The sequence below is a fragment of the Pseudomonas sp. R1-43-08 genome (genome assembly GCF_003852255.1).
Classification (GTDB): domain Bacteria; phylum Pseudomonadota; class Gammaproteobacteria; order Pseudomonadales; family Pseudomonadaceae; genus Aquipseudomonas.
Genome location: NZ_CP027734.1, coordinates 3,617,319 through 3,639,576 on the forward strand (window position 1 = coordinate 3,617,319; position 22,258 = coordinate 3,639,576).

The 22,258-nt window shown below is 60.2% G+C and carries 21 protein-coding genes and 4 tRNA genes; 3 read left to right on the forward strand and 22 right to left on the reverse strand.

Annotated features, from left to right (window positions below):
- Positions 1-8: 8 nt before the first annotated feature.
- The 4 genes from C4J87_RS16550 to C4J87_RS16565 all read right to left on the reverse strand — a co-directional run bounded on the left by C4J87_RS16550 (position 9) and on the right by C4J87_RS16565 (position 2,821).
- Positions 9-455 carry an anti-virulence regulator CigR family protein gene (locus tag C4J87_RS16550; RefSeq protein ID WP_124367659.1) on the reverse strand — a complete coding sequence of 149 codons (447 nt, stop codon included), beginning with the start codon at positions 453-455 and terminating at the stop codon, positions 9-11.
- Between the two features lie 65 nt (positions 456-520).
- On the reverse strand, positions 521-1,150 hold the full coding sequence (gene pcp, locus C4J87_RS16555) for a pyroglutamyl-peptidase I (RefSeq protein ID WP_124367660.1): 630 nt from the start codon (positions 1,148-1,150) through the stop codon (positions 521-523).
- A gap of 7 nt (positions 1,151-1,157) precedes the next feature.
- Positions 1,158-2,108 (reverse strand): DUF979 domain-containing protein, encoded by a 951-nt coding sequence (locus tag C4J87_RS16560; RefSeq protein WP_124367661.1) that lies wholly within the window; start codon positions 2,106-2,108, stop codon positions 1,158-1,160.
- Positions 2,105-2,821: a DUF969 domain-containing protein gene (locus tag C4J87_RS16565; RefSeq protein WP_124367662.1), complete on the reverse strand. Its 717-nt coding sequence runs from the start codon at positions 2,819-2,821 to the stop codon at positions 2,105-2,107. Before C4J87_RS16565 ends, C4J87_RS16560 begins: the two co-directional genes overlap by 4 nt.
- Positions 2,822-3,395: 574 nt before the next feature.
- Between C4J87_RS16565 and C4J87_RS16570 the strand changes: the two genes are divergently transcribed.
- Both C4J87_RS16570 and C4J87_RS16575 read left to right on the forward strand, forming a co-directional pair.
- Positions 3,396-3,683, forward strand: coding sequence for a type II toxin-antitoxin system Phd/YefM family antitoxin (locus tag C4J87_RS16570; RefSeq protein ID WP_124367663.1), 288 nt, complete (start codon positions 3,396-3,398; stop codon positions 3,681-3,683).
- On the forward strand, positions 3,673-3,960 hold the full coding sequence (locus C4J87_RS16575; RefSeq protein WP_124367664.1) for a type II toxin-antitoxin system RelE/ParE family toxin: 288 nt from the start codon (positions 3,673-3,675) through the stop codon (positions 3,958-3,960). Before C4J87_RS16570 ends, C4J87_RS16575 begins: the two co-directional genes overlap by 11 nt.
- Positions 3,961-4,347: 387 nt before the next feature.
- On the opposite strand, the gene C4J87_RS16580 is transcribed toward C4J87_RS16575, so the two are convergent.
- From C4J87_RS16580 to C4J87_RS16590, 3 genes are all read right to left on the reverse strand, one after another.
- A complete protein-coding gene (locus C4J87_RS16580; protein ID WP_124367665.1) occupies positions 4,348-4,989 on the reverse strand; it encodes a hypothetical protein in 642 nt (213 codons plus the stop codon).
- A 105-nt stretch (positions 4,990-5,094) separates the two neighbouring features.
- Entirely contained in the window at positions 5,095-5,514 is a 420-nt protein-coding gene (locus C4J87_RS16585) for a hypothetical protein (RefSeq protein WP_177412798.1), read from the reverse strand.
- Positions 5,515-5,751: 237 nt separating this feature from the next.
- Positions 5,752-5,828: transfer RNA gene (locus C4J87_RS16590), tRNA-Val, on the reverse strand.
- A gap of 184 nt (positions 5,829-6,012) precedes the next feature.
- Between C4J87_RS16590 and C4J87_RS16595 the strand changes: the two genes are divergently transcribed.
- Positions 6,013-7,296: an FAD-binding oxidoreductase gene (locus tag C4J87_RS16595; protein WP_124367666.1), complete on the forward strand. Its 1,284-nt coding sequence runs from the start codon at positions 6,013-6,015 to the stop codon at positions 7,294-7,296.
- A 158-nt stretch (positions 7,297-7,454) separates the two neighbouring features.
- Here C4J87_RS16595 and C4J87_RS16600 read toward each other — a convergent pair.
- From C4J87_RS16600 to asd, 15 genes are all read right to left on the reverse strand, one after another.
- A tRNA-Asp gene (locus C4J87_RS16600) sits at positions 7,455-7,531 on the reverse strand.
- A 106-nt stretch (positions 7,532-7,637) separates the two neighbouring features.
- Positions 7,638-7,714: transfer RNA gene (locus C4J87_RS16605), tRNA-Asp, on the reverse strand.
- Between the two features lie 56 nt (positions 7,715-7,770).
- Positions 7,771-7,846 (reverse strand) — tRNA-Val (locus tag C4J87_RS16610).
- Between the two features lie 100 nt (positions 7,847-7,946).
- Positions 7,947-8,711 (reverse strand): SDR family oxidoreductase, encoded by a 765-nt coding sequence (locus C4J87_RS16615; RefSeq protein ID WP_124367667.1) that lies wholly within the window; start codon positions 8,709-8,711, stop codon positions 7,947-7,949.
- 11 nt (positions 8,712-8,722) lie between these two features.
- Positions 8,723-9,934 carry an O-succinylhomoserine sulfhydrylase gene (locus C4J87_RS16620; protein WP_124367668.1) on the reverse strand — a complete coding sequence of 404 codons (1,212 nt, stop codon included), beginning with the start codon at positions 9,932-9,934 and terminating at the stop codon, positions 8,723-8,725.
- A 66-nt stretch (positions 9,935-10,000) separates the two neighbouring features.
- Positions 10,001-11,506 (reverse strand): amidophosphoribosyltransferase, encoded by a 1,506-nt coding sequence (gene purF / locus C4J87_RS16625; protein ID WP_124363594.1) that lies wholly within the window; start codon positions 11,504-11,506, stop codon positions 10,001-10,003.
- Between the two features lie 40 nt (positions 11,507-11,546).
- A complete protein-coding gene (locus C4J87_RS16630) occupies positions 11,547-12,104 on the reverse strand; it encodes a CvpA family protein (protein WP_003192538.1) in 558 nt (185 codons plus the stop codon).
- A gap of 247 nt (positions 12,105-12,351) precedes the next feature.
- Positions 12,352-13,011, reverse strand: coding sequence for an SPOR domain-containing protein (locus C4J87_RS16635; protein WP_124367669.1), 660 nt, complete (start codon positions 13,009-13,011; stop codon positions 12,352-12,354).
- Positions 12,995-14,302 carry a bifunctional tetrahydrofolate synthase/dihydrofolate synthase gene (gene folC, locus C4J87_RS16640; RefSeq protein WP_124367670.1) on the reverse strand — a complete coding sequence of 436 codons (1,308 nt, stop codon included), beginning with the start codon at positions 14,300-14,302 and terminating at the stop codon, positions 12,995-12,997. The genes C4J87_RS16635 and folC overlap by 17 nt, the downstream gene beginning before the upstream one ends.
- Positions 14,299-15,219: an acetyl-CoA carboxylase, carboxyltransferase subunit beta gene (gene accD / locus C4J87_RS16645; protein ID WP_124367671.1), complete on the reverse strand. Its 921-nt coding sequence runs from the start codon at positions 15,217-15,219 to the stop codon at positions 14,299-14,301. The genes folC and accD overlap by 4 nt, the downstream gene beginning before the upstream one ends.
- 245 nt (positions 15,220-15,464) lie before the next feature.
- Entirely contained in the window at positions 15,465-16,097 is a 633-nt protein-coding gene (locus tag C4J87_RS16650) for a phosphoribosylanthranilate isomerase (protein ID WP_124367672.1), read from the reverse strand.
- Positions 16,098-16,161: 64 nt separating this feature from the next.
- A complete protein-coding gene (truA, locus tag C4J87_RS16655; RefSeq protein ID WP_124368998.1) occupies positions 16,162-16,986 on the reverse strand; it encodes a tRNA pseudouridine(38-40) synthase TruA in 825 nt (274 codons plus the stop codon).
- Between the two features lie 168 nt (positions 16,987-17,154).
- Complete coding sequence (locus tag C4J87_RS16660) at positions 17,155-19,680, reverse strand: FimV/HubP family polar landmark protein (RefSeq protein WP_124367673.1); 2,526 nt, start codon at positions 19,678-19,680, stop codon at positions 17,155-17,157.
- 161 nt (positions 19,681-19,841) lie between these two features.
- The gene (locus C4J87_RS16665; protein WP_124367674.1) at positions 19,842-20,852 is read right to left on the reverse strand and encodes an aspartate-semialdehyde dehydrogenase; all 1,011 of its coding nucleotides are present in this window, start codon (positions 20,850-20,852) and stop codon (positions 19,842-19,844) included.
- A gap of 243 nt (positions 20,853-21,095) precedes the next feature.
- Complete coding sequence (gene asd, locus C4J87_RS16670; protein ID WP_124363600.1) at positions 21,096-22,208, reverse strand: aspartate-semialdehyde dehydrogenase; 1,113 nt, start codon at positions 22,206-22,208, stop codon at positions 21,096-21,098.
- Positions 22,209-22,258: the final 50 nt, after the last annotated feature.

A 22,258-nucleotide genomic window follows, 5' to 3' on the forward strand; every position in this document is an offset into this window, starting at 1 on the left:
CCGCTGGGTCAATCAAAAGCCCCGTTGAGCACTTCGTAGATGATACCGGTGGCGATGGCTACCAGAATCAAGTCAGTGCCGGCTTGCTGCCATTCATACCCGTCGTAGTGAGGCAGGCGCCCCGCCAGGCGACCATCGAGTTTCTTGGCGATACCGGGCGGCAGCGGTTTGCCGCGCGCCAGATTTTTCTGAATACCCGGAGGCAGCGCAGGCCCAGGGCTCCAGTAATCGCGGTTACCGCCCACCAGGCTCAGCACACCGCCCCGATCAATGCTGGGGCCGCGATTACCCGCCGAACCTTTGCCACCAGGCTTGCCGTGGCCCTGCCCCGCCTGGTTATTCCCTTTGTTATTGCCCTGGCCTTTGCCATTGCCGGGATCAGCCAAGGCGATACTGCTGCCTGCAAACAATGCGAGCGACAACACCACCGACACACACTTCGGGCACTTGATCATGATGTAGTTTTTCCAGGGGGATACCTGATCAACTGTAGTCGAGGTTTAGCCCACCGCGTACTGAATCAGCTTACCCGCCCACCTGTTTCCACAATATCCACCTGAGTCTGCCAGGCCGCCGCGACCGCCAGGCGCAAGCCTTCCACCAACATCGGCAGCGCCATCGACGGCTCACCCGACTCAGGCAAGCCCGGCACATGGATAAACCCACTGCGCACCGCTGAACCCGCCAGCGCATGCTGCAATCGATAAAACACCTGATTACACACGAACGTGCCCGCCGTCTGCGAAACCGAGGCAGCAATACCCGCTTCTCGCACCGCCCTGACCATGCCCTTGATCGGCAATGTCGAGAAGTAAGCGGCCGGGCCACCCTCTACCACCGCCGTATCAATCGGCTGGGCGCCCAGGTTATCCGGGATGCGTGCATCATTGACGTTGATCGCGACCCGCTCGATCGAAATGTCACTGCGCCCAGGGCCCAAGCCTGTGGCGATGACCATCACCGGATGTAATTCGTCGATCAACGCCATCAAGGTTTCGGCAGCAGTGGCAAAGGCACAGGGCAACCGGCGTGCGACGATCCGCACGTCATCGCTCAGTTGCATTCCCTCCAACTGGCGCACCGCTTCCCAGGATGGGTTCACGTCGTCGTGATCGAAAGGCTCGAAGCCTGTCAGCAATAGGGTATTCATCCTGGCCTCACATCAACAGATAAAGCAGCACAATATTGACCACCAGCATCATCAATGCGGTGGGCAATTGGGCCTTGATCACCGCGTTCTTGTCTGGCAACTCAAGCAGCGCGGCCGGTACGATATTGAAGTTGGCCGCCATCGGCGTCATCAGCGTACCGCAGTAGCCGGAAAACATGCCGATCGCCGCCATTACCGCCGGGTTGCCGCCGTAGATCCCCACCAGTACCGGCACGCCGACGCCACCGGTCATCACCGGAAAGGCTGCAAAGCCGTTGCCCATGATCACGGTAAACAAGGCCATGCCCAGCACATACACCATGACCGCCACCAACTTGAAGTCCAGGTTGATGTACGTGGTGGTGACGTGGGCGACCGCCGTGCCCACCCCGGCTTCATTGAACAACAGCCCGAGCATTGCCAGCATCTGTGGCAGCACCATGGCCCAGCCAAGGGCTTCGGTCAGGCGACGCGATTCGCGCAAGGCTTGCACCGGCGTATCGCGGGTCAACCAGCAGGCCAGTCCCAGGGCGATCAGGCAGCCGATGCCGAGCGAGACGAAGGTGGTGTTCTTCGGATCGAGCAGCGGTACACCGCCGACTTCGGTGTGCTTGAGCAATACCGAGCCAATCACCGTGGTCAGCGGAATCGCCAGCGCGGGGATAAATAGCTTGTGACCCAGGCGACCGGCACTGGCACGGGAAGCCTTGACGTGCAGTTCGGCGTGCTGGCCACGGCCAACGCCGCCCAGGCCCGCAATCAACGCCATCACCACAACGCCGACACCTATGACCACCGAGGGCAGCCGCTCCCCCACCAGGAACGGAATGGCAAACAGCAGCCAGAACAGCGCGCTGGACCAACGCTTGGGGTGGGTGCGATCCAACAAGATCATGCCGGCAGTGATCAGCAACAGCACCCCGGCCAGCCAGTACAGGTATTGAATGGAAATAATCATTGCGCGGCCTCCACCGACGGGGCGGCGGCGGTCATCTCACGGGTCAACCTGCGATCGAACCGATGCAGGCGAATGGCGTGAATGATAAAGGCACAGATCGCCGTGGGGATGCCCCACACCGCAATATGCAGCGGATCTACATCAATCCCCGAGCCGAGCAGGAAGGTGTGCATCAAGGCGATCGCACCAAAGGCGACGAAGATGTCCTCGCCAAAAAACAGCCCCACGTTGTCGGTGGCGGCGCACATGGCCAATACCTTGTGACGCAGTTTGTCCGGCAGCTTGCCATAGCGCTTTTCCGCCGCCCCTTCGGCCATCGGCGCCAGCAATGGCCGTACCATCTGCGGATGCCCGCCCAGGCTGGTCAGCCCCATGGCCGCGGTCGTTTCACGTACGAACAGATAGATGATCAGCAAACGCCCGACCGTCGCGCGCTCGAAGCGGGCGATCCAGTTCTGCGCATGCAGGCGCAGGCCATGACGCTCCAACAGGCCAATCACCGCCAACGGTAATAACAGGATCAATTGCAACGCACGGGTTTGAAGGAAGCCATCACCCATGGTTGCGAGAATTTTTTCCAGCGGGAAATGGGCGGCGAGCCCGGTAGCGATAGCGGCGGCGGTCACCACCAGCAACGGATTGAAGCGCAATACAAAGCCGACCACGATGACAAGTACGCCGATCAACGGCCATAAGTTCACAACAGTTTGCATGGCGGAGAGGTCCTTTAGTGCGCGCTGCGGCGCCATTACAGCAGGATGTGAGCAAAGGGCTCACAGCATGAAAGTGGCGTGCAGTCGGCTCGGTTTTTTTATTGTTGACCCGGAAGGTCGAGCAGTGGCGGCAACTTTGCTGCCTTGAGGTGGGAGGTGTCCAACAAGAAAAACTGTTGCTGCAGACCAATAAATTTTGTCGAGATTGGCAGCGCAGGCCCTGGCAACTGGAGGGAATCGGGATTGGCCCTATACTTAGCCTTGATGGTCCTGCGGATCATCCACGGTGCGATTGCCGACAATGAGGGCTCCAGCTATGTATGCCGGTCAAATGAGCAGTATGGCGACAACGATTGGCGAGATACGCTGCCAGATGGCGGTCCAGATCATTTGCCTGCTGTCGGTGGCTACGCTTTTCTGTTGATCGAGACGCGTAGTCCTCAAGTGCGCCGCCAGGTGTCACTTTGGCAAGGTATTGTCCGAATTCCAGACCGTCCAGCAGAGCTTGGACTCCGAGCGTTTGCAGCTTACGCATAAAAAGACCAGAATAAAGACCTGTAAAGGAGTCTTATTTATGCAAAATATCCTGGCTGATGTAGCCGTCAGCGTATCCGAACTCAAGAAGAACCCGTCCTCCGTCTTGAGCGGCGCCAACGGCTTGCCTGTGGCTGTGCTGAACCACAATCGCGTTGTGGGTTACATGGTCCCTGCCAACGTTTACGAAGCAATGGTCGAACGCCTGGATGAACTGGAATTGGTCCAACTGGTAAAGGCTCGGCTCGACGCCAATGAAACACCGGTTCAAGTATCGCTCGACGATCTCATTGGCGAGGCCGAGGCAGATATCGCCAATGGCCAATGAGTACAACGTCGAGTGGGATCCGAAGGCGCTGAAAGAACTGCGAAAGCTCGATGGCACAGTCCGCCTGCAGTTCTTGAAAAAACTACAGGAACGGCAGACCGGACCGCGCGTGCCAGGTGATGCGCTTCACGGCATGAAGGATTGCTACAAAATCAAATTGCGCGGCGCCGGCTATCGGCTGGTGTACCGCGTTGAAGATGAGCGAATTGTCATCCTGGTGTTGGCCGTCGGTAAACGTGAGCGCAGCTCCGTGTACGAGCAGGCGGGGAAGCGATAGCGACACGCACTGCGCCCGTGGTAGGCATCAAGTGCAGATATGCCGTTGCGATATACCGGCACGTAGTTGCACCCCAGCTGGAATCCTAGAGAGAGCAATTACTCTCAAGTTAATCCACTTCAACCTCAAGTCGTTAACGCCCTCGACAGTGCTTCGTTATATGTTCTGCTGAGCAGATAAGTAAAGGCCAAAGAAGGAAACTGGATTACTAAACAAAGGTATTGGGCAGGGACAGACCGGACCGTTACAGTCTCAAAATAGTGAATTATTTTCCAGAAAGGTACTGCAATAGAGAGCCTCTCAATACGCAAACGTTGATTGAAGATATTCATACTCTAAGGCAGCATGATAAAGATGGAGTCTACCTAGATGTACCCTCTGTGGTTCTCACATCACGTTCTTATAAAACTCGATACCAAAACTCGTTTTTCTATAGGTGCCAGAAGGCATTTCTGTTGCTCCTACATATGTAGGCATTTTTTCAAGATAAAAGAGACCAAGATTTGCTAGAAACACAACTGCAGGCACATCTCCAGAGATTGAGTATTCAATTTTGAATAGATTATGCATTTGCTGAATCAGATATGAATTTAAGTTTTTTATGACATGACAGTACATATCGAACGATGCTCTATCTATAACCTCCATGATCATTAGGGCGAACGCTTTTCCTAACATAGATGCCAGTTGCGGATGATCAATTTTGTCCAGCACCATCAGGGTCGACGCACCAAGGTGGTTGATCGCCTCAGCGTCGGTACAATGCTTGTCTAGAAAATCGATGCGCTCTTGGTTTGAGACGTCATCAACCTCTGACAGAAATCTATTTAGCTTTATCTCGAACAATGCAGCACTGATACTATTACCTAGCTTGTGCATTGATATGAGTGTACCGATAATCGGAATTTCTTTAAAAGCATCGTCTCCCGCGCCATGATCAAGCGCTACCTCGCCTAAATCCTTAGCAAGCTCTATAAGGGCAGGTGCGCTGTTTTTGATGGTTGCAATGAAGCCATCTACTATTTTCAACCTAACTCCCTGTTTAGCAATAGGCTAAGGATAATACACAGACAGTACGCACGTGTGCTTATCCTGCCGCCGCATGAGCAAAAGCAGTCAAAGTCACGAAACTGCTCACGGCTTGTCCAAGAGCGCGGTAACCAGCGGCACCACAATTGATATGGCGACAGCCAAGCCCGAAAGGACTATCGTCCATTGGAATTTGCTGCTTTCCTCCTGCAGGCCTGCGAGCACAGAGGCAAGCAGTGGAAAGTTAACGCAGTGTTTGTCAGAGCCAACACCCAAAGAGAAGAACGCAACCCTACCGTCATCCTTCTTGTAGCCATACTTCTGCTCCAAATGGTAATAGAGCCGTCCAAAAACGATGTCACTGTCCACGTTCAGGTCCTTAGCAATCACCATGCAGTTGATAGGAACGTAGATTTTACTCACCCGACCATTTTGAACATCGGGCGCTTGGGTAAAGTTTTTAAACTCTTCGTAGTACAGCTTGTAGATTGCGTTGAGGATCTTAAGATCTGAGGGTGGCGTCATGCGATACATCCTTGCAAGCGATTACTAAGCTTACCGCATCTCTGTCGTAACGCTCGCCTGCATCCCCACCTGAATTCAGGCGGTTCGCCATGCGACAACGATCAATTAATGGTGTTCACATTACCTGGTGTGAACGAACTCAATATGTGTGAACGTTCTACATGAAACCCAAGACAACAAAAAAGGGCTCACCTTTCGGTGAGCCCTTCTAGACCGCCCAGCAGAGCGGATTTTGTTTGGTAGGCGCGATTGGACTCGAACCAACGACCCCCACCATGTCAAGGTGGTGCTCTAACCAACTGAGCTACGTGCCTGCTGTGAGGCGGCATTCTACGGAATTCCGTAGGGGTGTCAACATCTTTTTTGCAGCTAAGCCTATGAATATGCGAATTTTTTATTCGCGGGCGACGCGCCCGCGACTTACGGGTGGCTGGCAGGCAATTTTCAACTCAGGTAGGATCGCCGCACTCGTAAAAAATATAAAACAGAGGTTCCAGGATGGCGAACACCCCCTACCCCCAGTCCTATTACGCCGCCTCCGCGAACGCGGTTCCGCCGCGCCCGGTGCTGCAAGGTGAGATCGAAACCGATGTCTGTGTGATCGGCGCCGGTTATACCGGCCTGTCCAGCGCGCTGTTTCTGCTCGAGAACGGCTTTCGCGTGACGGTGCTGGAAGCCGCCAAGGTAGGTTTTGGTGCGTCCGGCCGTAATGGCGGGCAGATCGTCAATAGCTACAGCCGCGACATCGATGTCATCGAACGCAGCGTCGGCCCCAAGCAGGCACAATTGCTGGGTGAGATGGCATTCGAGGGTGGCAGGATCATTCGTGAACGCGTGGCCAAGTATCAGATCCAGTGCGACTTGAAGGACGGCGGTGTGTTCGCCGCCCTCAACAACAAGCACATGGGCCACCTGGAATCGCAGAAGCGCCTGTGGGAGCGCTACGGCCATACGCAGCTGGAGCTGCTGGACGAGCGCCGGATTCGCGAAGTAGTGGCTTGTGACAACTATGTAGGCGGCCTGCTGGACATGAGCGGCGGGCATATCCACCCGCTCAACCTGGCCTTGGGCGAGGCGGCAGCCGTTGAATCCCTGGGCGGCACGATCTATGAGCAATCGGCAGCGGTGCGCATCGAACGCGGCGCCAATCCGGTGGTGCATACCGCCGAAGGTAAAGTCAGGGCCAAGTTCATCATCGTCGCGGGGAATGCCTATCTGGGTAACCTGGTGCCGGAGCTGGCGGCGAAATCAATGCCGTGCGGCACCCAAGTGATCACTACCGCCCCCTTGGGCGATGAATTGGCCAGGACGTTGCTGCCGCAGGACTACTGTGTCGAAGACTGTAACTACCTGCTTGATTATTACCGCCTCACCAGCGACAAGCGCCTGATCTTCGGCGGTGGCGTGGTGTATGGCGCGCGGGACCCGGCAAATATCGAAGCGATCATCCGGCCGAAAATGCTCAAGGCCTTCCCGCAGCTCAAGGACGTAAAGATCGACTACGCCTGGACCGGCAATTTCCTGCTGACCCTGTCGCGCTTGCCTCAGGTTGGCCGCCTCGGCGACAACATCTATTACTCTCAAGGCTGTAGCGGCCACGGCGTGACCTATACGCATCTGGCGGGCAAGGTATTGGCCGAAGCCCTGAGAGGCCAGGCTGAACGCTTCGACGCGTTTGCCGACCTGCCCCACTACCCGTTCCCGGGTGGCCAGCTCCTGCGCACGCCTTTTGCCGCAATGGGCGCGTGGTATTACGGGCTGCGGGATAAGCTGGGCTTTTGACGCGCAACGGGGAGCCGGTTCGCCGGCTCCTTGCCTAGAAAGCCAAATCGCAGACACAAAAAACCCCGGTCTTTCGACCAGGGTCTTTGCTATCGGATCAAAGTCAGCCAATGGCTTTCCTTGTGCTTCAAGGCGTTCAGTGGGCCTTGAGGCAGATATGGCGCAGCGGACGGGACTCGAACCCGCGACCCCCGGCGTGACAGGCCGGTATTCTAACCGACTGAACTACCGCTGCGTATCGCTTGGCTGACTGAGGCTAAACCCCTCAATCACCTTTAAACATCTGATTGGTCAGCCTTGGCTGTTCAATCTCAAGTCCGACACATCGGACCTGGAAAATATGGCGCAGCGGACGGGACTCGAACCCGCGACCCCCGGCGTGACAGGCCGGTATTCTAACCGACTGAACTACCGCTGCGCGTCGGTGCAACCTTTAACGTTGCGTCTTGCCACAAGGGCAAAACTCTCAAGAAGTGGTGGGTGATGACGGGATCGAACCGCCGACCCTCTGCTTGTAAGGCAGATGCTCTCCCAGCTGAGCTAATCACCCTTTGCTTCGTTGAGGCCGCGAAATTTACGCAGGTAGCGGACCTAAGTCAATAGCCCGCTTGAAGTTTTTCTGAAAAAGACAAAAAAGCTTCAAGACCGCCCTACTCGCTGTAAATCATCTTCTTGCTCATGCCACCGTCCACCACGAACTCTTGCCCGGTGACAAACCCGGCCTGGCGCGACAGTAACCACGCCACCATGGCTGCTACGTCCTCCACCGTGCCTACCCGGCCCGCCGGATGCTGAGCGTGATCGGCATCGGTGAGCGGCTCGGCACGCCGCGCAGCAGGATCACGCGCATCGATCCAGCCAGGGCTGACCGCATTCACCCGCACTTCCGGGCCCAGGCTCATCGCCAGCGCGTGTGTCAGCGCCAGCAGGCCACCCTTGCTTGCCGCGTACGCTTCGGTGTCCGGCTCCGACTGGCGGGCCCGTGTCGAGGCCAGGTTGACGATAGCGCCACCGTGGGCCCGCAGGTACGGCGCGCAGTGCTTGGCCAGCAGCATCGGCCCACTGAGGTTCACCGCCAGTACGCGGTTCCAGTACGCCAGGTCGAGGCTTTCCAGGGTGATATTGCGCGGATCGGCCACCGCCGCATTGCACACCAACGCATCCAGGCGCCCAAACTGCCCCAATACCTCAGCCACACCTTGAGCCACCTGCTTCTCGTCGGCCACGTCCATGCTGATAAACCAGGCATTCTCGCCCAGCACCTTGGACACCTTGGAACCGCGCTCGCGATCCAGGTCGGTCAACACCACCTGCCAGCCTTCGCTGATCAGCCACGCCGCGATCCCGAGGCCAATGCCCCGCGCTGCGCCGGTCACCAGTGCCACGCGCCCGTTACTGGCCGTTGCGGCCTCCATGGACCACTCGATCACAAGGCCGCCAGCCCGCGAGCCAGGTCGGCCTGCAAGTCAGCCACGTCTTCCAGCCCGACTGCGATGCGAATCAGGCTGTCACGGATGCCCGCGGCTTCACGCTCCTGCGGCGACAGGCGCCCATGGGAGGTGGTGCTCGGGTGCGTGATGGTGGTTTTGCTGTCACCCAGGTTGGCGGTGATCGAGATCAGGCGCGTGGCATCGATAAAGCGCCAGGCGCCCTCTTTGCCACCCTTCACTTCGAAACTCACTACCGCGCCGAACCCGCGCTGCTGGCGCTGCGCCAATGCGTGCTGCGGGTGGCTCTTGAGGCCGGCGTAATGCACTTTCTCGATTCCGTCCTGCTGCTCCAGCCACTCGGCCAGCGCCTGAGCGTTGGCGCAATGGGCCTTCATGCGCAGGCTGAGGGTTTCCAGGCCTTTGAGGAAAATCCACGCGTTGAACGGGCTCAGGGTCGGCCCGGCGGTGCGCAGGAAGCCCACCACTTCCTTCATCTGCTCGCTGCGACCGGCCACCACACCGCCCATGCAACGGCCCTGGCCGTCGATGAACTTGGTGGCCGAATGCACCACGATGTCCGCGCCCAACTTCAACGGCTGTTGCAGCGCCGGGGTGCAGAAGCAGTTGTCGACAACCAGCATCGCGCCCTTGGCGTGCGCTACTTCGGCCAGCGCGGCGATATCCACCAGTTCAGCCAGCGGGTTGGACGGTGACTCAACGAACAGCAGCTTGGTATTGGCCTTGATCGCCGCCTCCCAGCCAGACAGATCCGCCAGGGGCACGTAGTCCACTTCGATACCGAAGCGCTTGAAATACTTCTCGAACAGGCTGATGGTCGAACCGAACACGCTGCGCGATACCAGCACGTGGTCGCCAGCGCTGCACAGGCTCATCACCACCGCCAGGATCGCCGCCATGCCGGTCGCCGTGGCCACCGCTTGCTCAGCACCCTCCAGGGCGGCGATACGCTCTTCGAACGCACGCACGGTCGGGTTGGTATAGCGCGAGTAGACGTTGCCCGGCACTTCACCGGCAAAACGCGCAGCAGCGTCGGCCGCCGTGCGGAACACATAACTGGAGGTGAAGAACATCGGATCACCGTGCTCCCCTTCCGGGGTACGGTGCTGGCCGGCGCGCACAGCCAGGGTATCGAAAGCTACGCCATCGAGGTCGCTGTCCAAACGACCGGCATCCCATTCCTGACTCATGCTGCGACTCCTTACTCGAATTCTTTATTTAAGATACAAAACCGGCCCCTCAGGGCCGGTGTTCACTCAGTTGTTGTACAGATCGATGATCGCGCTGACCGCCTGGGTCTTGATCTTCGACGAGTCGTTGCGCGCCTGCTCGATCTTGTTCAGGTAGGCCTCATCGACGTCGCCGGTCACGTACTTGCCGTCGAACACGGCGCAGTCGAACTGGTCGATCTTGATCTTGCCGCCGCCGACCGCTTCGATCAGGTCAGGCAGGTCCTGGTAGATCAACCAGTCGGCGCCGATCAGGTCGGCCACGTCCTGGGTTGAACGATTGTGGGCGATCAGTTCATGGGCGCTCGGCATGTCGATACCGTACACGTTCGGGTAGCGCACGGCAGGCGCGGCGGAACAGAAGTACACGTTCTTCGCACCGGCTTCACGGGCCATCTGGATGATCTGCTTGCACGTGGTGCCGCGCACGATGGAGTCATCCACCAGCATCACGTTCTTGCCACGAAACTCCAGCTCGATGGCGTTGAGCTTCTGGCGCACCGACTTCTTGCGCGCTGCCTGGCCGGGCATGATGAAGGTACGGCCAATGTAGCGGTTCTTGACGAAGCCTTCGCGGAACTTGACGCCCAGGTGGTTGGCCAGCTCCAGCGCGGCGGTACGGCTGGTGTCCGGGATCGGGATGACCACGTCGATGTCGTGCTCGGGGCGCTCGCGCAGGATCTTCTCGGCCAGCTTCTCACCCATGCGCAGGCGCGCCTTGTACACCGAAACGCCGTCGATGATCGAATCCGGACGCGCCAGGTAGACGTGTTCGAAGATGCAGGGGGTGAGTTTCGGCGCGACGGCGCACTGGCGGGTGTGCAGCTTGCCGTCTTCGGTGATGTACACCGCTTCGCCCGGTGCCAGGTCGCGAATCAGAGTGAAGCCCAGCACATCCAGGGACACGCTTTCGGAGGCGATCATGTACTCGACGCCTTCGTCGGTGTGACGCTGGCCGAACACGATCGGGCGGATGCCGTGCGGATCGCGGAAACCGACGATGCCATAACCGGTGATCATCGCCACCACGGCATAGCCGCCCACGCAACGGTTATGCACGTCGATCACGGCAGCAAACACGTCTTCTTCGGTCGGCTGCAGCTTGCCGCGCTGGGCCAGCTCATGGGCGAACACGTTGAGCAACACTTCCGAGTCGGAACTGGTGTTGACGTGGCGCAGGTCAGATTCGTAGATCTCCTTGGCCAGTTGCTCAACGTTGGTCAGGTTACCGTTGTGCGCCAGGGTAATGCCGTAAGGCGAGTTGACGTAGAACGGCTGAGCTTCGGCCGACGTCGAGCTACCAGCGGTTGGGTAACGCACATGGCCAATGCCCATGTGACCGACCAGGCGCTGCATGTGACGCTGATGGAACACGTCGCGCACCAGGCCATTGTCCTTGCGCAGGAATAACCGGCCGTCGTGGCTGGTCACAATACCGGCAGCGTCCTGGCCGCGGTGCTGGAGGACGGTTAGCGCGTCATACAGCGCCTGATTGACGTTCGACTTACCGACGATACCGACGATGCCACACATGCGACGCAACCCCTACTTAATGGATCTTGACTGAACACTCTTACTGAGGCGTTTTGGCCGGCAAGAGGTGTTCCTTGAACGGAAGATCAGCGGGTACGCTGATTCCGCTGGCCAGCCACTGACTGCTCCACCCCAATATGAGGTTCTTGGACCAGTCTGCAACCAATAGAAATTTTGGCACGAGCACCGACTCCTGCCACCACGAATCCTGCTGTACCGGCCCCAGGCTCAACAGCCCGACCGCCACGACCACCAGCAACGCGCCACGCGCGGCGCCGAAGGCCATGCCGAGAAATCGATCGGTCCCGGAAAGGCCGGTGACACGTATCAACTCGCCAATAAGATAATTGACCATTGCCCCCACCAGCAGCGTGGCGATGAACATGATGGCGCAGCCCGCGATGACGCGAGCCGAGGGTGTCTCTATGTACCCGGCCAGGTAGACCGACAGTGAACCACCGAACATCCAGGCTACGACTCCTGCGATGATCCAGGTCAGCAACGACAGTGCTTCTTTTACGAAGCCGCGGCTCAGACTGATCAAAGCGGAGATGGCGACGATTGCAACGATCGCCCAATCAACCCAGGTAAATGGCACAGTGCAGCCTACGTACGGATAAGGCGGCGCATTTTAGCAGAGCGCCGGGCTATCGGTAAGCGGTGATTGCGGGTGCCTTGCAAATCAATAGATTGGGCGGTGCGCACAGTATTTCAAGACCGCTGAAAACCAATGTGGGAGGGGGCTTGCCCCCGATGGCGGTGGTTCAGTGCCAGATGTACTGACTGACCCACCGCTATCGGGAGCAAGCCCCCTCCCACACTTGACTGCATTTCAAGTCTCGAAATCAGCCGCGCTCAGGCTGAAAGCGAGTGACGAAACCCTTGAGGTTCTGCTGACGGTCCAGTAGATCCCGCAGGCGGTCGGCTTCGGCGCGCTCGATCAGCGGCCCGATAAACACGCGGTTCTTGCCGTCGGCGCTACGGATGTAGGCGTTGTAACCCTGGGCGCGCAGCTTTTTCTGCAAGGCGTCGGCGCCTTCGCGGTTGCCCAGGCTGGCCACTTGAATCGACCAGCTGATCGGCAGACCATTCGGGTCGATACGGCTCTGCCCCACGTCAGGCTTGCCCGGCGCGGCAGGCTGTGGCGCTACCGGTTTGGGCGCAGGCGCTGGCGTCGCGGGCTTGGCGGCAACAGCCGGAGCGGGTGCCGGCTTGACCACCGGCACGCTTGGCTGCACCGGCATGGACGGCGCCTGTTGCGCGGCGACCTCTTCATCGCTCGGCACCGGCTCTTCTTCAGGCAGCGCCTGCGGCTCAGGCACCACCACCGGTTCAACCTGGACCTGAGGCACCACCGGCGCCTGGGGCGCAGCCGGAGCCTCGACGACCACCTGGCGCTGTTCGTCCTGACGGGAAAACAGCATCGGCAAGAAAATCACCGCCAATGCCACCAACACCAGGGCTCCGACCATTCGCTGCTTGTATGCGCTATCCAGTAATGCCATGTGCAGCTTCCTCCGTGGAGCGCCGGGCCAGCCATTCGAGCGCCTCGGCAACACAATAAAATGATCCGAACAACAGAATCTCGTCCTCGGCCGTCGCTACCGCACACTGCGCCTCGAGGGCCGCGGTGATGCTTGCATACGACGTCACCGACGCACCAAGGTTCTGCAAGGCCGTTTCCAGCTCAACTGCCGGACGGCTACGTGGCGTATCCAGCGGCGCAACGGCCCAGGACTGAACCCCGCTCAGCAACGGCGCAAGCACGCCGTCGAGATCCTTGTCGGCCAGCAGGCCAAACACCGCCAGGCGGCGGCCGGACGGCGGCGTTTGCGCCAAGCGCTGCGCCAGATACTCAGCAGCGTGAGGGTTATGGCCCACATCCAGCAGCAGGTTCAGGCGCTTGCCCTCCCACTCCACGGCACGTCGATCCAGACGCCCTACTATGCGCGCTGCCAGCAGGGTTGCGGCTATTTGCCCGGCATTCCACGGCAGATCCAGTAGCAGATAGGCTTGCAGCGCCAGCGCGGCATTCTCCATCGGCAGGTTCAGCAGCGGCAAATCGCGCAACGCTACCGGCTGGCCCCGCGCATCGCGCCCGGACCATTGCCAATGCTGATCGCCGATCTCCAGATTGAAGTCGCGCCCGCGCAGGAAGAACGGGCAGTCGAGCTCAAGCACCTTGTCCAGCAAGGGTTGCGGAGGGTCAAGATCGCCGCACAATGCAGGCTTGCCCTGGCGAAAGATCCCGGCCTTTTCGTATGCTACGGATTCACGGGTGTCACCCAGGTAATCGACATGGTCGACGCCGATGCTGGTGACCAGCGCCATGTCCGCATCCACCACGTTGACCGTATCCAGACGCCCGCCAAGGCCCACTTCCAAGACGACGACATCGAGTTGCGCACGCTCGAACAGCCACAACGCCGCCAGGGTGCCCATTTCGAAATAGGTCAGGGAAATCTCGCCACGCCCTGCATCGAGGGCGGCGAAGGCTTCGCAGAGCTGCTCGTCGCTCGCTTCGCGGCCATTGAGCTGCACCCGCTCGTTGTAGCGCAGCAGGTGCGGCGAACTGTACACGCCGACGTTCAGCCCTTGGGCCTGCAGCAGCGCCGCAACAAAGGCACAGGTGGAGCCTTTGCCGTTGGTGCCGGTGACCGTGATCACACGCGGTGCCGGCCGCCCCAACCCAAGGCGGGCCGCTACCTGTTGCGAGCGCTCCAGGCCCATGTCGATGGCGGACGGATGCAACTGCTCAAGGTAGGCGAGCCATTCGCCGAGGGTACGTTGGGTCATAGGTTTGCTGGCACCGGTGGCACGACGATCGGCTCGACCTTGGGCGCGACGTAGACAGGCGTCGGCAGGCCCATCATTTGCGCCAGCAGGTTACCCAGGCGTGGGCGCAGCTCACCGCGCGGGATGATCAGGTCGATGGCACCGTGTTCCAGCAGGAACTCGCTGCGCTGGAAACCTTCCGGCAGTTTTTCACGCACGGTCTGCTCGATGACGCGTGGGCCGGCAAAGCCGATCAGGGCTTTTGGCTCACCGACGATCACATCGCCAAGCATCGCCAGGCTGGCGGAAACACCGCCGTAGACCGGGTCGGTCAGTACCGAGATGAACGGAATGCCTTCTTCGCGCAGACGCGCCAATACCGCCGAGGTCTTGGCCATTTGCATCAGGGAAATCAGCGCTTCCTGCATACGCGCGCCACCGGAGGCGGCGAAGCAGATCATCGGGCAGCGGTTTTCCAGGGCATAGTTGGCGGCGCGCACGAAACGCTCGCCGACGATGGCACCCATGGAGCCGCCCATGAAGGAGAACTCGAACGCCGAAACCACCACCGGCATCCCCAGCAGCTTGCCGCTGATGGAGATCAGCGCGTCTTTCTCGCCGGTCTGCTTCTGCGCACCGACCAGACGGTCCTTGTACTTCTTGCTGTCGCGGAACTTGAGGCGGTCGACCGGCTCCAGGTCAGCGCCCAGCTCGTTGCGGCCGTCGGCGTCGAGGAAGATGTCGATACGGGCGCGTGCGCCAATACGCATGTGGTGGTTGCACTTGGGGCAAACGTCCAAGGTCTTTTCCAGCTCCGGGCGGTACAGCACCGCGTCGCAGGATGGGCACTTGTGCCACAGACCTTCAGGAACCGAGCTTTTCTTCACCTCGGAACGCATGATCGAAGGGATCAGTTTGTCTACTAACCAGTTGCTCATGCTTTCTTTCTCCAGTACCGGTGGCTTGAACACAGCCCCGCGTATGCCCTTGAGCTAAATTCATATGTGGCGATGAGGCCGGCGGGACGGGGTCAGAGGTTCGACCAGCCATTTCCCGCCTGCATCCTCAGCCTTCCAGACAACCTGCCAGCGCAGGGTTGCCACTTCGTTTCCGGGCCTCCCGCAGGCGGCGCCGGTGCTGTTTTACACAGTGGTAGCTATGGACGGCGGCAGACTGCCAGCCGTCACATCGCACCGCTGCTGTTGCGCACGGCCTGCAGGAATGCGCGAATCTTGTGGGGATCCTTGATGCCCTTGCCCTGCTCCACCCCGCCACTGACATCCACCGCATACGGCCGGACCTGCTCGATGGCCGCGCCGACATTCATCGGGTTGAGCCCACCGGCGAGGATGACCGGCTTGCTCAAGCCCTCCGGGATCAGCGACCAGTCGAAGGCTTCTCCCGTACCGCCGGGAACACCTTCGACGTAGGTATCCAGCAGAATCCCGCGCGCGCCCGCATAGGCGGCACAGACGGCGGCGATGTCATCGCCGGCCTTGACGCGCAACGCCTTGATATAGGGGCGCTGATAACTTTCGCACTCGTCCGGGTTTTCATCGCCATGAAACTGCAGCATGTCCAGCGGCACGGCATCCAGGGTTTCATTGAGTTCACAACGGCTGGCGTTAACGAACAAACCCACGGTGGTCACGAACGGTGGCAGTGCGGCGATGATGGCCCGCGCCTGCAACACATTCACCGCCCGCGGACTCTTGGCATAAAACACCAGGCCAATGGCATCCGCCCCCGCCTCGACCGCCGCCAACGCGTCTTCGATGCGGGTAATCCCGCAAATCTTGCTGCGAACGGCTGACATATCGTAGAAACCTCAGGGATTGAACCGAGAAAGTCCCGGATGGTAACAAAAGCTTTTCCAGGCGTCAGCCGCCAAGTTCACTGAAACCTGTGAGGAAGTGTGGCCCGATAAAACGCTCCGGCAGCTCGAACTCGTCGCGGTACTCCACATCCACCAGATACAAGCCGAACGGATGCGCCGTCACCCCACCGGTACGGCGAATGCGGCTTTGCAGCACTTCCCTGGCCCATTCCACCGGACGCTCGCCGGTGCCAATGGTCATCAGTACGCCCGCAATATTGCGCACCATATGGTGCAGGAACGCCCCGGCACGTATATCCAGCACAATCATCTTGCCATGCCGGGTCACGCGCAGATGGTGGACTTCCTTGATCGGCGACTTGGCCTGGCATTGGCCGGCACGGAACGCGCTGAAATCATGCACACCCACCAGATGCTGCGCAGCCTCGGCCATGCGTTCGGCATCCAGCGGGCGGTGGTTCCAGGTGATTTCCTGATTCAGGTGCGCCGGGCGGATCTGATCGTTGTAGATCACGTAGCGATAGCGTCGGGCGATGGCCTTGAAGCGCGCGTGAAAATGCGCGGGCATCACCTTGGCCCAGGTGACGCTGACGTCATGGGGCAGGTTGATATTGGCGCCCATCACCCACGCCTTCATCGAGCGTTCGGCCTGGGTGTCGAAGTGCACCACCTGGCCGCAGGCATGCACGCCGGCGTCGGTACGCCCGGCACACATCAGCGATACCGGCGAGTCAGCGACTTTCGACAGAGCGTTTTCCAGGGTTTCCTGCACCGTCAGCACACCGGAGGCCTGGCGCTGCCAGCCGCGATAGCGCGAGCCTTTGTATTCCACGCCGAGGGCGATGCGGTGAAAGCCTGCGGCCGCCATTTCGGCGGCCGCGTTATCTATATTTGCCAAGAACTGAGAGCCTGATGAGTTGCGCGAAGACGGGGATTATAAAGGCGCCGGCTGCGCGACGGGCGCTTTTGTTGGGGTGGACGCCGCGCCAACGGTGGCAGGGAGCAAGCCCTCTCCCCGTTGGGCGCGTATCAGCCTTCAGATTCGGCCGAGCATTTCCTTGGCCTCGCCGCGCTGGGTCTCGTTGCCCTCGGTCAGCACTTCGGAAAGGATGTCCTTGGCGCCATCGGCGTCGCCCATGTCGATATAAGCCTGGGCCAGGTCCAGCTTGGTGGCGACTTCATCGGAGCCCGACAGGAAATCGAACTCGGGCTCGTCGTCACCGAGCGCTGCATCTTCAGCCGTGAAGGACGGCTCGATGGAGGGATGCTCCAGGCTCTGGGACAGACGGTCCAACTCGGCGTTGACGTCGTCCAGTTCCGAAGCGAAGGCATCGGGCTTGGGCGTCGATTCGGGCTCGTCCGCCAGGGAGAGGTCGAAATCTTCCGGCAAATCGAAGTCATCCAGCGCTGCCGGGGTCAAAGTCGGCGGCTCGGCGGCAGGTACGTCCTTCATTTGTTCTTCGAGCCCGGACAGGAAGTCGTCATCGGATTGCGCGGACGCCGGTGCATCCAATTGCAGGTCCAGGTCGAAGTCCGACAGGTCATCTGCGCTGGCGTTGGCTGCGGTCTGCTGCTCAAGAAGCGCCTCGAATGACTGATCGTCCTTGACCTCTGCCGGCGATGCCGCCTCCAGGTCGTCCAGGCTCAGGTCAAAATCGGTATCCAGAGGCTCTGGCTGCGGCGCAGCCGGCTTGTCTTCCAGCAGGTCCTTGACGTACTGGGCGTCCAGGGCGGCGGCGGCCACTGCGGCGCTCACACCTGCTGCCAACACCGCCATGGCCGGGAAGCGACCTTTGAGCTGCTCGACGTGGGCGTGGTTTTCACCCGTAGCCACCAGCTGACGCTCCTGGCTGACAAAACCGTCCTTGTCATTCTGCAGGCCGTAGACTTCCATCAGTTTCAAACGCAGGTCACTGCGCTTGGGCTCCTGCTTGATCGCTTGCTCAAGCACATCAGCCGCCTGGTTCAGGTGGCCCCGGTCGATATGGGACTGGGCTTGGGACAACGCGTCGCTGGAAGTCGGGGCGACGGCAGCCGCCAACGGCGCCAGCACGGAGGCGACGGTAGGCACAACTGGCTCAACCACCGGAACGGGTGCAGGCGCGGGTGCCCGCGTGACGCTCGGCGGCGGTACTTCCAGGCCTTCGAAACTGTCGGGTGGCAGGTCGCGATCGATATTCGACGTGAATTCCGGCTCTTCAGCCAGCGCGCGCGCCATGCGCAGGTGCTTTTCTTCTTCAAGACGGGCGTTGCGATGGCGCACCCACAGCAGCAGGAGCAACAGCGCCAGAATCACGGCCGCGCCACCGAGCACACCGAGCACCACAGGGTTAGTCAGAAGCTCATTGAATTTGCCTTCGGTGGTTGCAGGCGCGGCAACCGGTTTGGTCGGCTCGGGAGCAGGGGTCGCTACCGGGGCTGCCGGGGCTGGCGCCGGTTCACCGGCCAACTGCGCAGGCGCTGCCGCCGCTGCCGCCGCTGCGGGCACAGCCGCATCACCCTTCTCGGCCTGCAGACGGGCCAACTGATCATTCTTCAGTTGAATCAGCTTTTGCAGCTTGTCCAACTGGCTTTGCAGATCTGCCGCGCGGCTTTTGAGCTCTTCATTGTCGCGACGGGTGGTGTCCAGTTGCTCTTGGGTCATCGCCAGCTTGTCGCTCAACGCGCGGCTATCACCGGCCTTGCCTGCTGCACCTTTTTTGGCGGACTCGGCCGACACCAGGCTCAAGTTGTCCTTGGCGCTGGTGCTCGACGGTGCATTGCCAGTCTCGGTGCGCTTGGTAGCATCCAGCTGGGCCTTACCCGCCACTTGCTGGGCGGCGGTGCGGCGGCCCTGACGCCAGGCAGCGTTCTGCGCCGTCACTTCGGCAATCGCTTGCGGTTGCCCCAGCGCGGTGCTTTGCACGGTGTCCGGCAGGCGCAGGACCTGGCCGGTTTTCAGGCGGTTGATGTTGCCGTCGATAAACGCATTCGGGTTGAGCGCCTGAATGGCCAGCATCGTCTGCTGCACAGAGCCACCATTGCGGTTTTTCTCGGCAATTTCCCACAAAGTATCGCGAGCAGTGGTGGTATGTTGCGCTGGCTTGCTGACGGCGGTCGCGGTACTGGCCGGCGCACTCAAGCGCGGCGCTGGCGCACTGGCAGCCGGTGTCGATTGGTCGAATTTGGCGGGATCGAGCAGCACACTGTAGTCACGCATGAGTCGGCCGTTCGGCCACTGCACCTGCAACAGGAAGCGCACATAGGAATCAGGCAACGGTTTGCTGGAGGTGACACGCACCACGCTGCGGCCGTTGGGATTGACCACCGGCGTGAAGGTGAGGTCGTCGAGAAAGGCCTGGCGATCGACACCGGCATCGACGAACGCCTGGGACGAGGCCAGGCTCGGGGTGATCTCGGACGCCGTAAGGCCGCCGACGTCGAGCAACTCGATTTCCACCGACAGCGGCTGGTTCAACTTCGACTTGAGGGTCATCTCCCCGAGTTGCAGCGCCTGCGCCATACCGGAGGACAGCGCCGAGGCGGCCGCTATTGCTAACACCAGTTTGCGAACTTGAACCATAGCCTCATCCTTTGTCTGAACACTCCCCGGCTTTCGAGAAGGTTGGTAACCGCTGCCATAAGGCATGGCGAGCCGATAGGTCACCGACGCGCTTGTGTTCCGCTTTTGGCCAAGCATAGCGCTTGGTGAGAATCAATCTACAAATTGGCGCCAAGTATCTTTTACGCAAGGTCTTTTATCAACAACCGCGCCAGCTGCACGGCATTGAGCGCAGCGCCTTTGCGTACGTTATCTGACGTCAGCCACACATTTAGTTCCGCCGGGTCGTCCACACCTGCGCGCACTCGCCCTACATAAACAACGTCCTGACCCACCGCATCGCCTACTGCCGTTGGGTAGTCGCCCGCCTCGACCAGCTCGATACCCGGCGCCGCATCGAGTACACGGTTCACCTCAACCAAATCGGCCGGCGCCCCCAATTGCAGCGACACAGTCAGGCTATCGCCAAAAAACACCGGGGCTTGAACGCAGGTTGCGGAAATCTTCAGCGACGGAGTTTCCAGCACGGCCCGCAGTTCATGTACGAGACGTTTCTCCAGGGCTGTATGACCTTGGGCGTCTGGCGTGCCGACTTGTGCCAACAGGTTGAAGGCTACTTGCCGATCAAAGAAGGTCGGCTCCAACGGGCGTACATTCAACAGCTCGGCCGTCTGGCGGGCCAACTCGCTGACGGCCTCGCGGCCCAGGGCCGACACGGCCAGGTTAGCGGTGACGCTCACGCGCTGGATATCCAACAAACCGCGCAACGGCGCCAGCAGCACCGCCAGGTTGGTGGCGGACGGGCTCGGGCTGGCGATTTGAAAGGGTTTTTTCAAGCCCTTGAGCACATGGGCGTTGGCTTCCGGCACCACGGACGGCGCCTGTTCGGCTGGCAATGCGCCAGACAGGTCGATCACCGAGCAACCGGCAGCGATGGCACGTGGGGCGAAGCTCAGGGTCACCGCCGGGCCGGCCGCGAAAAAGGCCAACTGCGCCTTGCTGAAGTCGAATTCATCGACTTCCTTGACCCGCACGTTCTTGCCCCGGAACGGTACCGATGCACCGGCGGAGTTGTTGCCGGCCAGCAAATACAGGGTGCCTACCGGGAAGTCCAGCTCTTCGAGAATCTGCACCAGGGTTTCGCCAACGGTACCGGTGGCGCCGATCACGGCGATTTCAAAGGTCTGGGTCATCGGGCTGCCTCGGGCATTGCGGGGGGAGCGGCACTTTACCGGGTGGTTGGGGGTGAGGCAATTGGGGTGGAGCTGACGGCCCCATCGGGAGCAAGCCCCCTCACACACTTGAATGTGTTCACAGGTCAACATGTGGGAGGGGCGGTGCGACGATTCGACTTGTCCCCGATAGCGTCCGAAAGAACAATAAAAAAACCCCGCGCCTGTCACCAGAACGCGGGGCTCTTCAAAGCCTGCAAGCGATCAACGCTCCAGCAGAATCCGCAGCATGCGACGCAACGGCTCAGCCGCGCCCCACAACAGCTGGTCGCCCACGGTGAACGCGCCGAGGAACTGGCTGCCCATGTTCAGCTTGCGCAGGCGGCCTACCGGCACATTCAGGGTGCCGGTGACCTTGGTTGGGCTCAGCTCCTGCATGCTGATCTCACGGTTGTTCGGCACCAGCTTGACCCAGGGGTTGTGCTGGCTGATCAGCCCTTCGATATCGGCAATCGGCACATCTTTGTTCAGCTTGATGGTCAACGCCTGGCTATGGCAGCGCATGGCGCCAATGCGTACGCAGATGCCGTCCACCGGGATCGGGTTCTTGAAGCGCCCGAGGATCTTGTTGGTCTCGGCCTGGGCCTTCCACTCTTCGCGGCTCTGGCCGTTCGGCAGTTCCTTGTCGATCCACGGGATCAGGCTACCGGCCAACGGCACGCCGAAGTTTTCGGTCGGATAAGCGTCGCTGCGCATGGCTTCGGCCACGCGGCGGTCGATATCGAGGATCGCACTGGCCGGGTCGGCCAGTTGATCGGCCACCGCCGCGTGGGTTGCGCCCATCTGCTTGATCAGCTCACGCATGTTCTGCGCACCGGCGCCGGAGGCCGCCTGGTAGGTCATGGCGCTCATCCACTCGACCAGGCCGGCTTCGAACAAGCCACCCAGGCCCATCAGCATCAGGCTGACGGTGCAATTGCCGCCGACGTAGTTCCGGGTGCCGGCATCCAGTTGCTGGTCGATGACCTTGCGGTTGACCGGGTCGAGGATGATCACTGCATCGTCCTGCATGCGCAGGCTCGACGCGGCGTCGATCCAGTAGCCCTGCCAGCCGGCTTCGCGCAGCTTGGGGAAGACTTCGCTGGTGTAGTCGCCGCCCTGGCACGTCAGGATCACATCGAGGGTCTTCAGCTCTTCAATGCTATAGGCGTCTTTGAGCGGGGCAATATCCTTGCCCACGGACGGCCCTTGGCCACCTACGTTCGAAGTGGTGAAAAACACCGGCTCGATAAGATCGAAATCCTGCTCTTCCAGCATCCGCTGCATGAGCACGGAACCGACCATACCGCGCCAACCGATCAGACCTACACGTTTCATCGCAACTACACCTTGTTAAAAAGTGGGCCGCCTTGCAGCGATAACTGCAA

Bases quoted from the DNA above. Each gene is read 5' to 3' on its own strand.
- C4J87_RS16585 (WP_177412798.1), bottom strand. From the start codon at position 5,514: ATGACGCCACCCTCAGATCTTAAGATCCTCAACGCAATCTACAAGCTG.
- C4J87_RS16665 (WP_124367674.1), bottom strand. From the start codon at position 20,852: ATGACCCAGACCTTTGAAATCGCCGTGATCGGCGCCACCGGTACCGTT.
- C4J87_RS16575 (WP_124367664.1), top strand. From the start codon at position 3,673: ATGGCCAATGAGTACAACGTCGAGTGGGATCCGAAGGCGCTGAAAGAA.
- accD (WP_124367671.1), bottom strand. From the start codon at position 15,219: ATGAGCAACTGGTTAGTAGACAAACTGATCCCTTCGATCATGCGTTCC.
- C4J87_RS16660 (WP_124367673.1), bottom strand. From the start codon at position 19,680: ATGGTTCAAGTTCGCAAACTGGTGTTAGCAATAGCGGCCGCCTCGGCG.
- C4J87_RS16620 (WP_124367668.1), bottom strand. From the start codon at position 9,934: ATGAGTCAGGAATGGGATGCCGGTCGTTTGGACAGCGACCTCGATGGC.
- C4J87_RS16650 (WP_124367672.1), bottom strand. From the start codon at position 16,097: ATGTCAGCCGTTCGCAGCAAGATTTGCGGGATTACCCGCATCGAAGAC.
- folC (WP_124367670.1), bottom strand. From the start codon at position 14,302: ATGACCCAACGTACCCTCGGCGAATGGCTCGCCTACCTTGAGCAGTTG.
- purF (WP_124363594.1), bottom strand. From the start codon at position 11,506: ATGTGTGGCATCGTCGGTATCGTCGGTAAGTCGAACGTCAATCAGGCG.
- asd (WP_124363600.1), bottom strand. From the start codon at position 22,208: ATGAAACGTGTAGGTCTGATCGGTTGGCGCGGTATGGTCGGTTCCGTG.
- C4J87_RS16635 (WP_124367669.1), bottom strand. From the start codon at position 13,011: ATGGCATTACTGGATAGCGCATACAAGCAGCGAATGGTCGGAGCCCTG.
- C4J87_RS16565 (WP_124367662.1), bottom strand. From the start codon at position 2,821: ATGCAAACTGTTGTGAACTTATGGCCGTTGATCGGCGTACTTGTCATC.
- pcp (WP_124367660.1), bottom strand. From the start codon at position 1,150: ATGAATACCCTATTGCTGACAGGCTTCGAGCCTTTCGATCACGACGAC.
- C4J87_RS16550 (WP_124367659.1), bottom strand. From the start codon at position 455: ATGATCAAGTGCCCGAAGTGTGTGTCGGTGGTGTTGTCGCTCGCATTG.
- C4J87_RS16570 (WP_124367663.1), top strand. From the start codon at position 3,396: ATGCAAAATATCCTGGCTGATGTAGCCGTCAGCGTATCCGAACTCAAG.
- C4J87_RS16615 (WP_124367667.1), bottom strand. From the start codon at position 8,711: ATGGAGGCCGCAACGGCCAGTAACGGGCGCGTGGCACTGGTGACCGGC.
- C4J87_RS16560 (WP_124367661.1), bottom strand. From the start codon at position 2,108: ATGATTATTTCCATTCAATACCTGTACTGGCTGGCCGGGGTGCTGTTG.
- truA (WP_124368998.1), bottom strand. From the start codon at position 16,986: ATGGCGGCCGCAGGCTTTCACCGCATCGCCCTCGGCGTGGAATACAAA.
- C4J87_RS16595 (WP_124367666.1), top strand. From the start codon at position 6,013: ATGGCGAACACCCCCTACCCCCAGTCCTATTACGCCGCCTCCGCGAAC.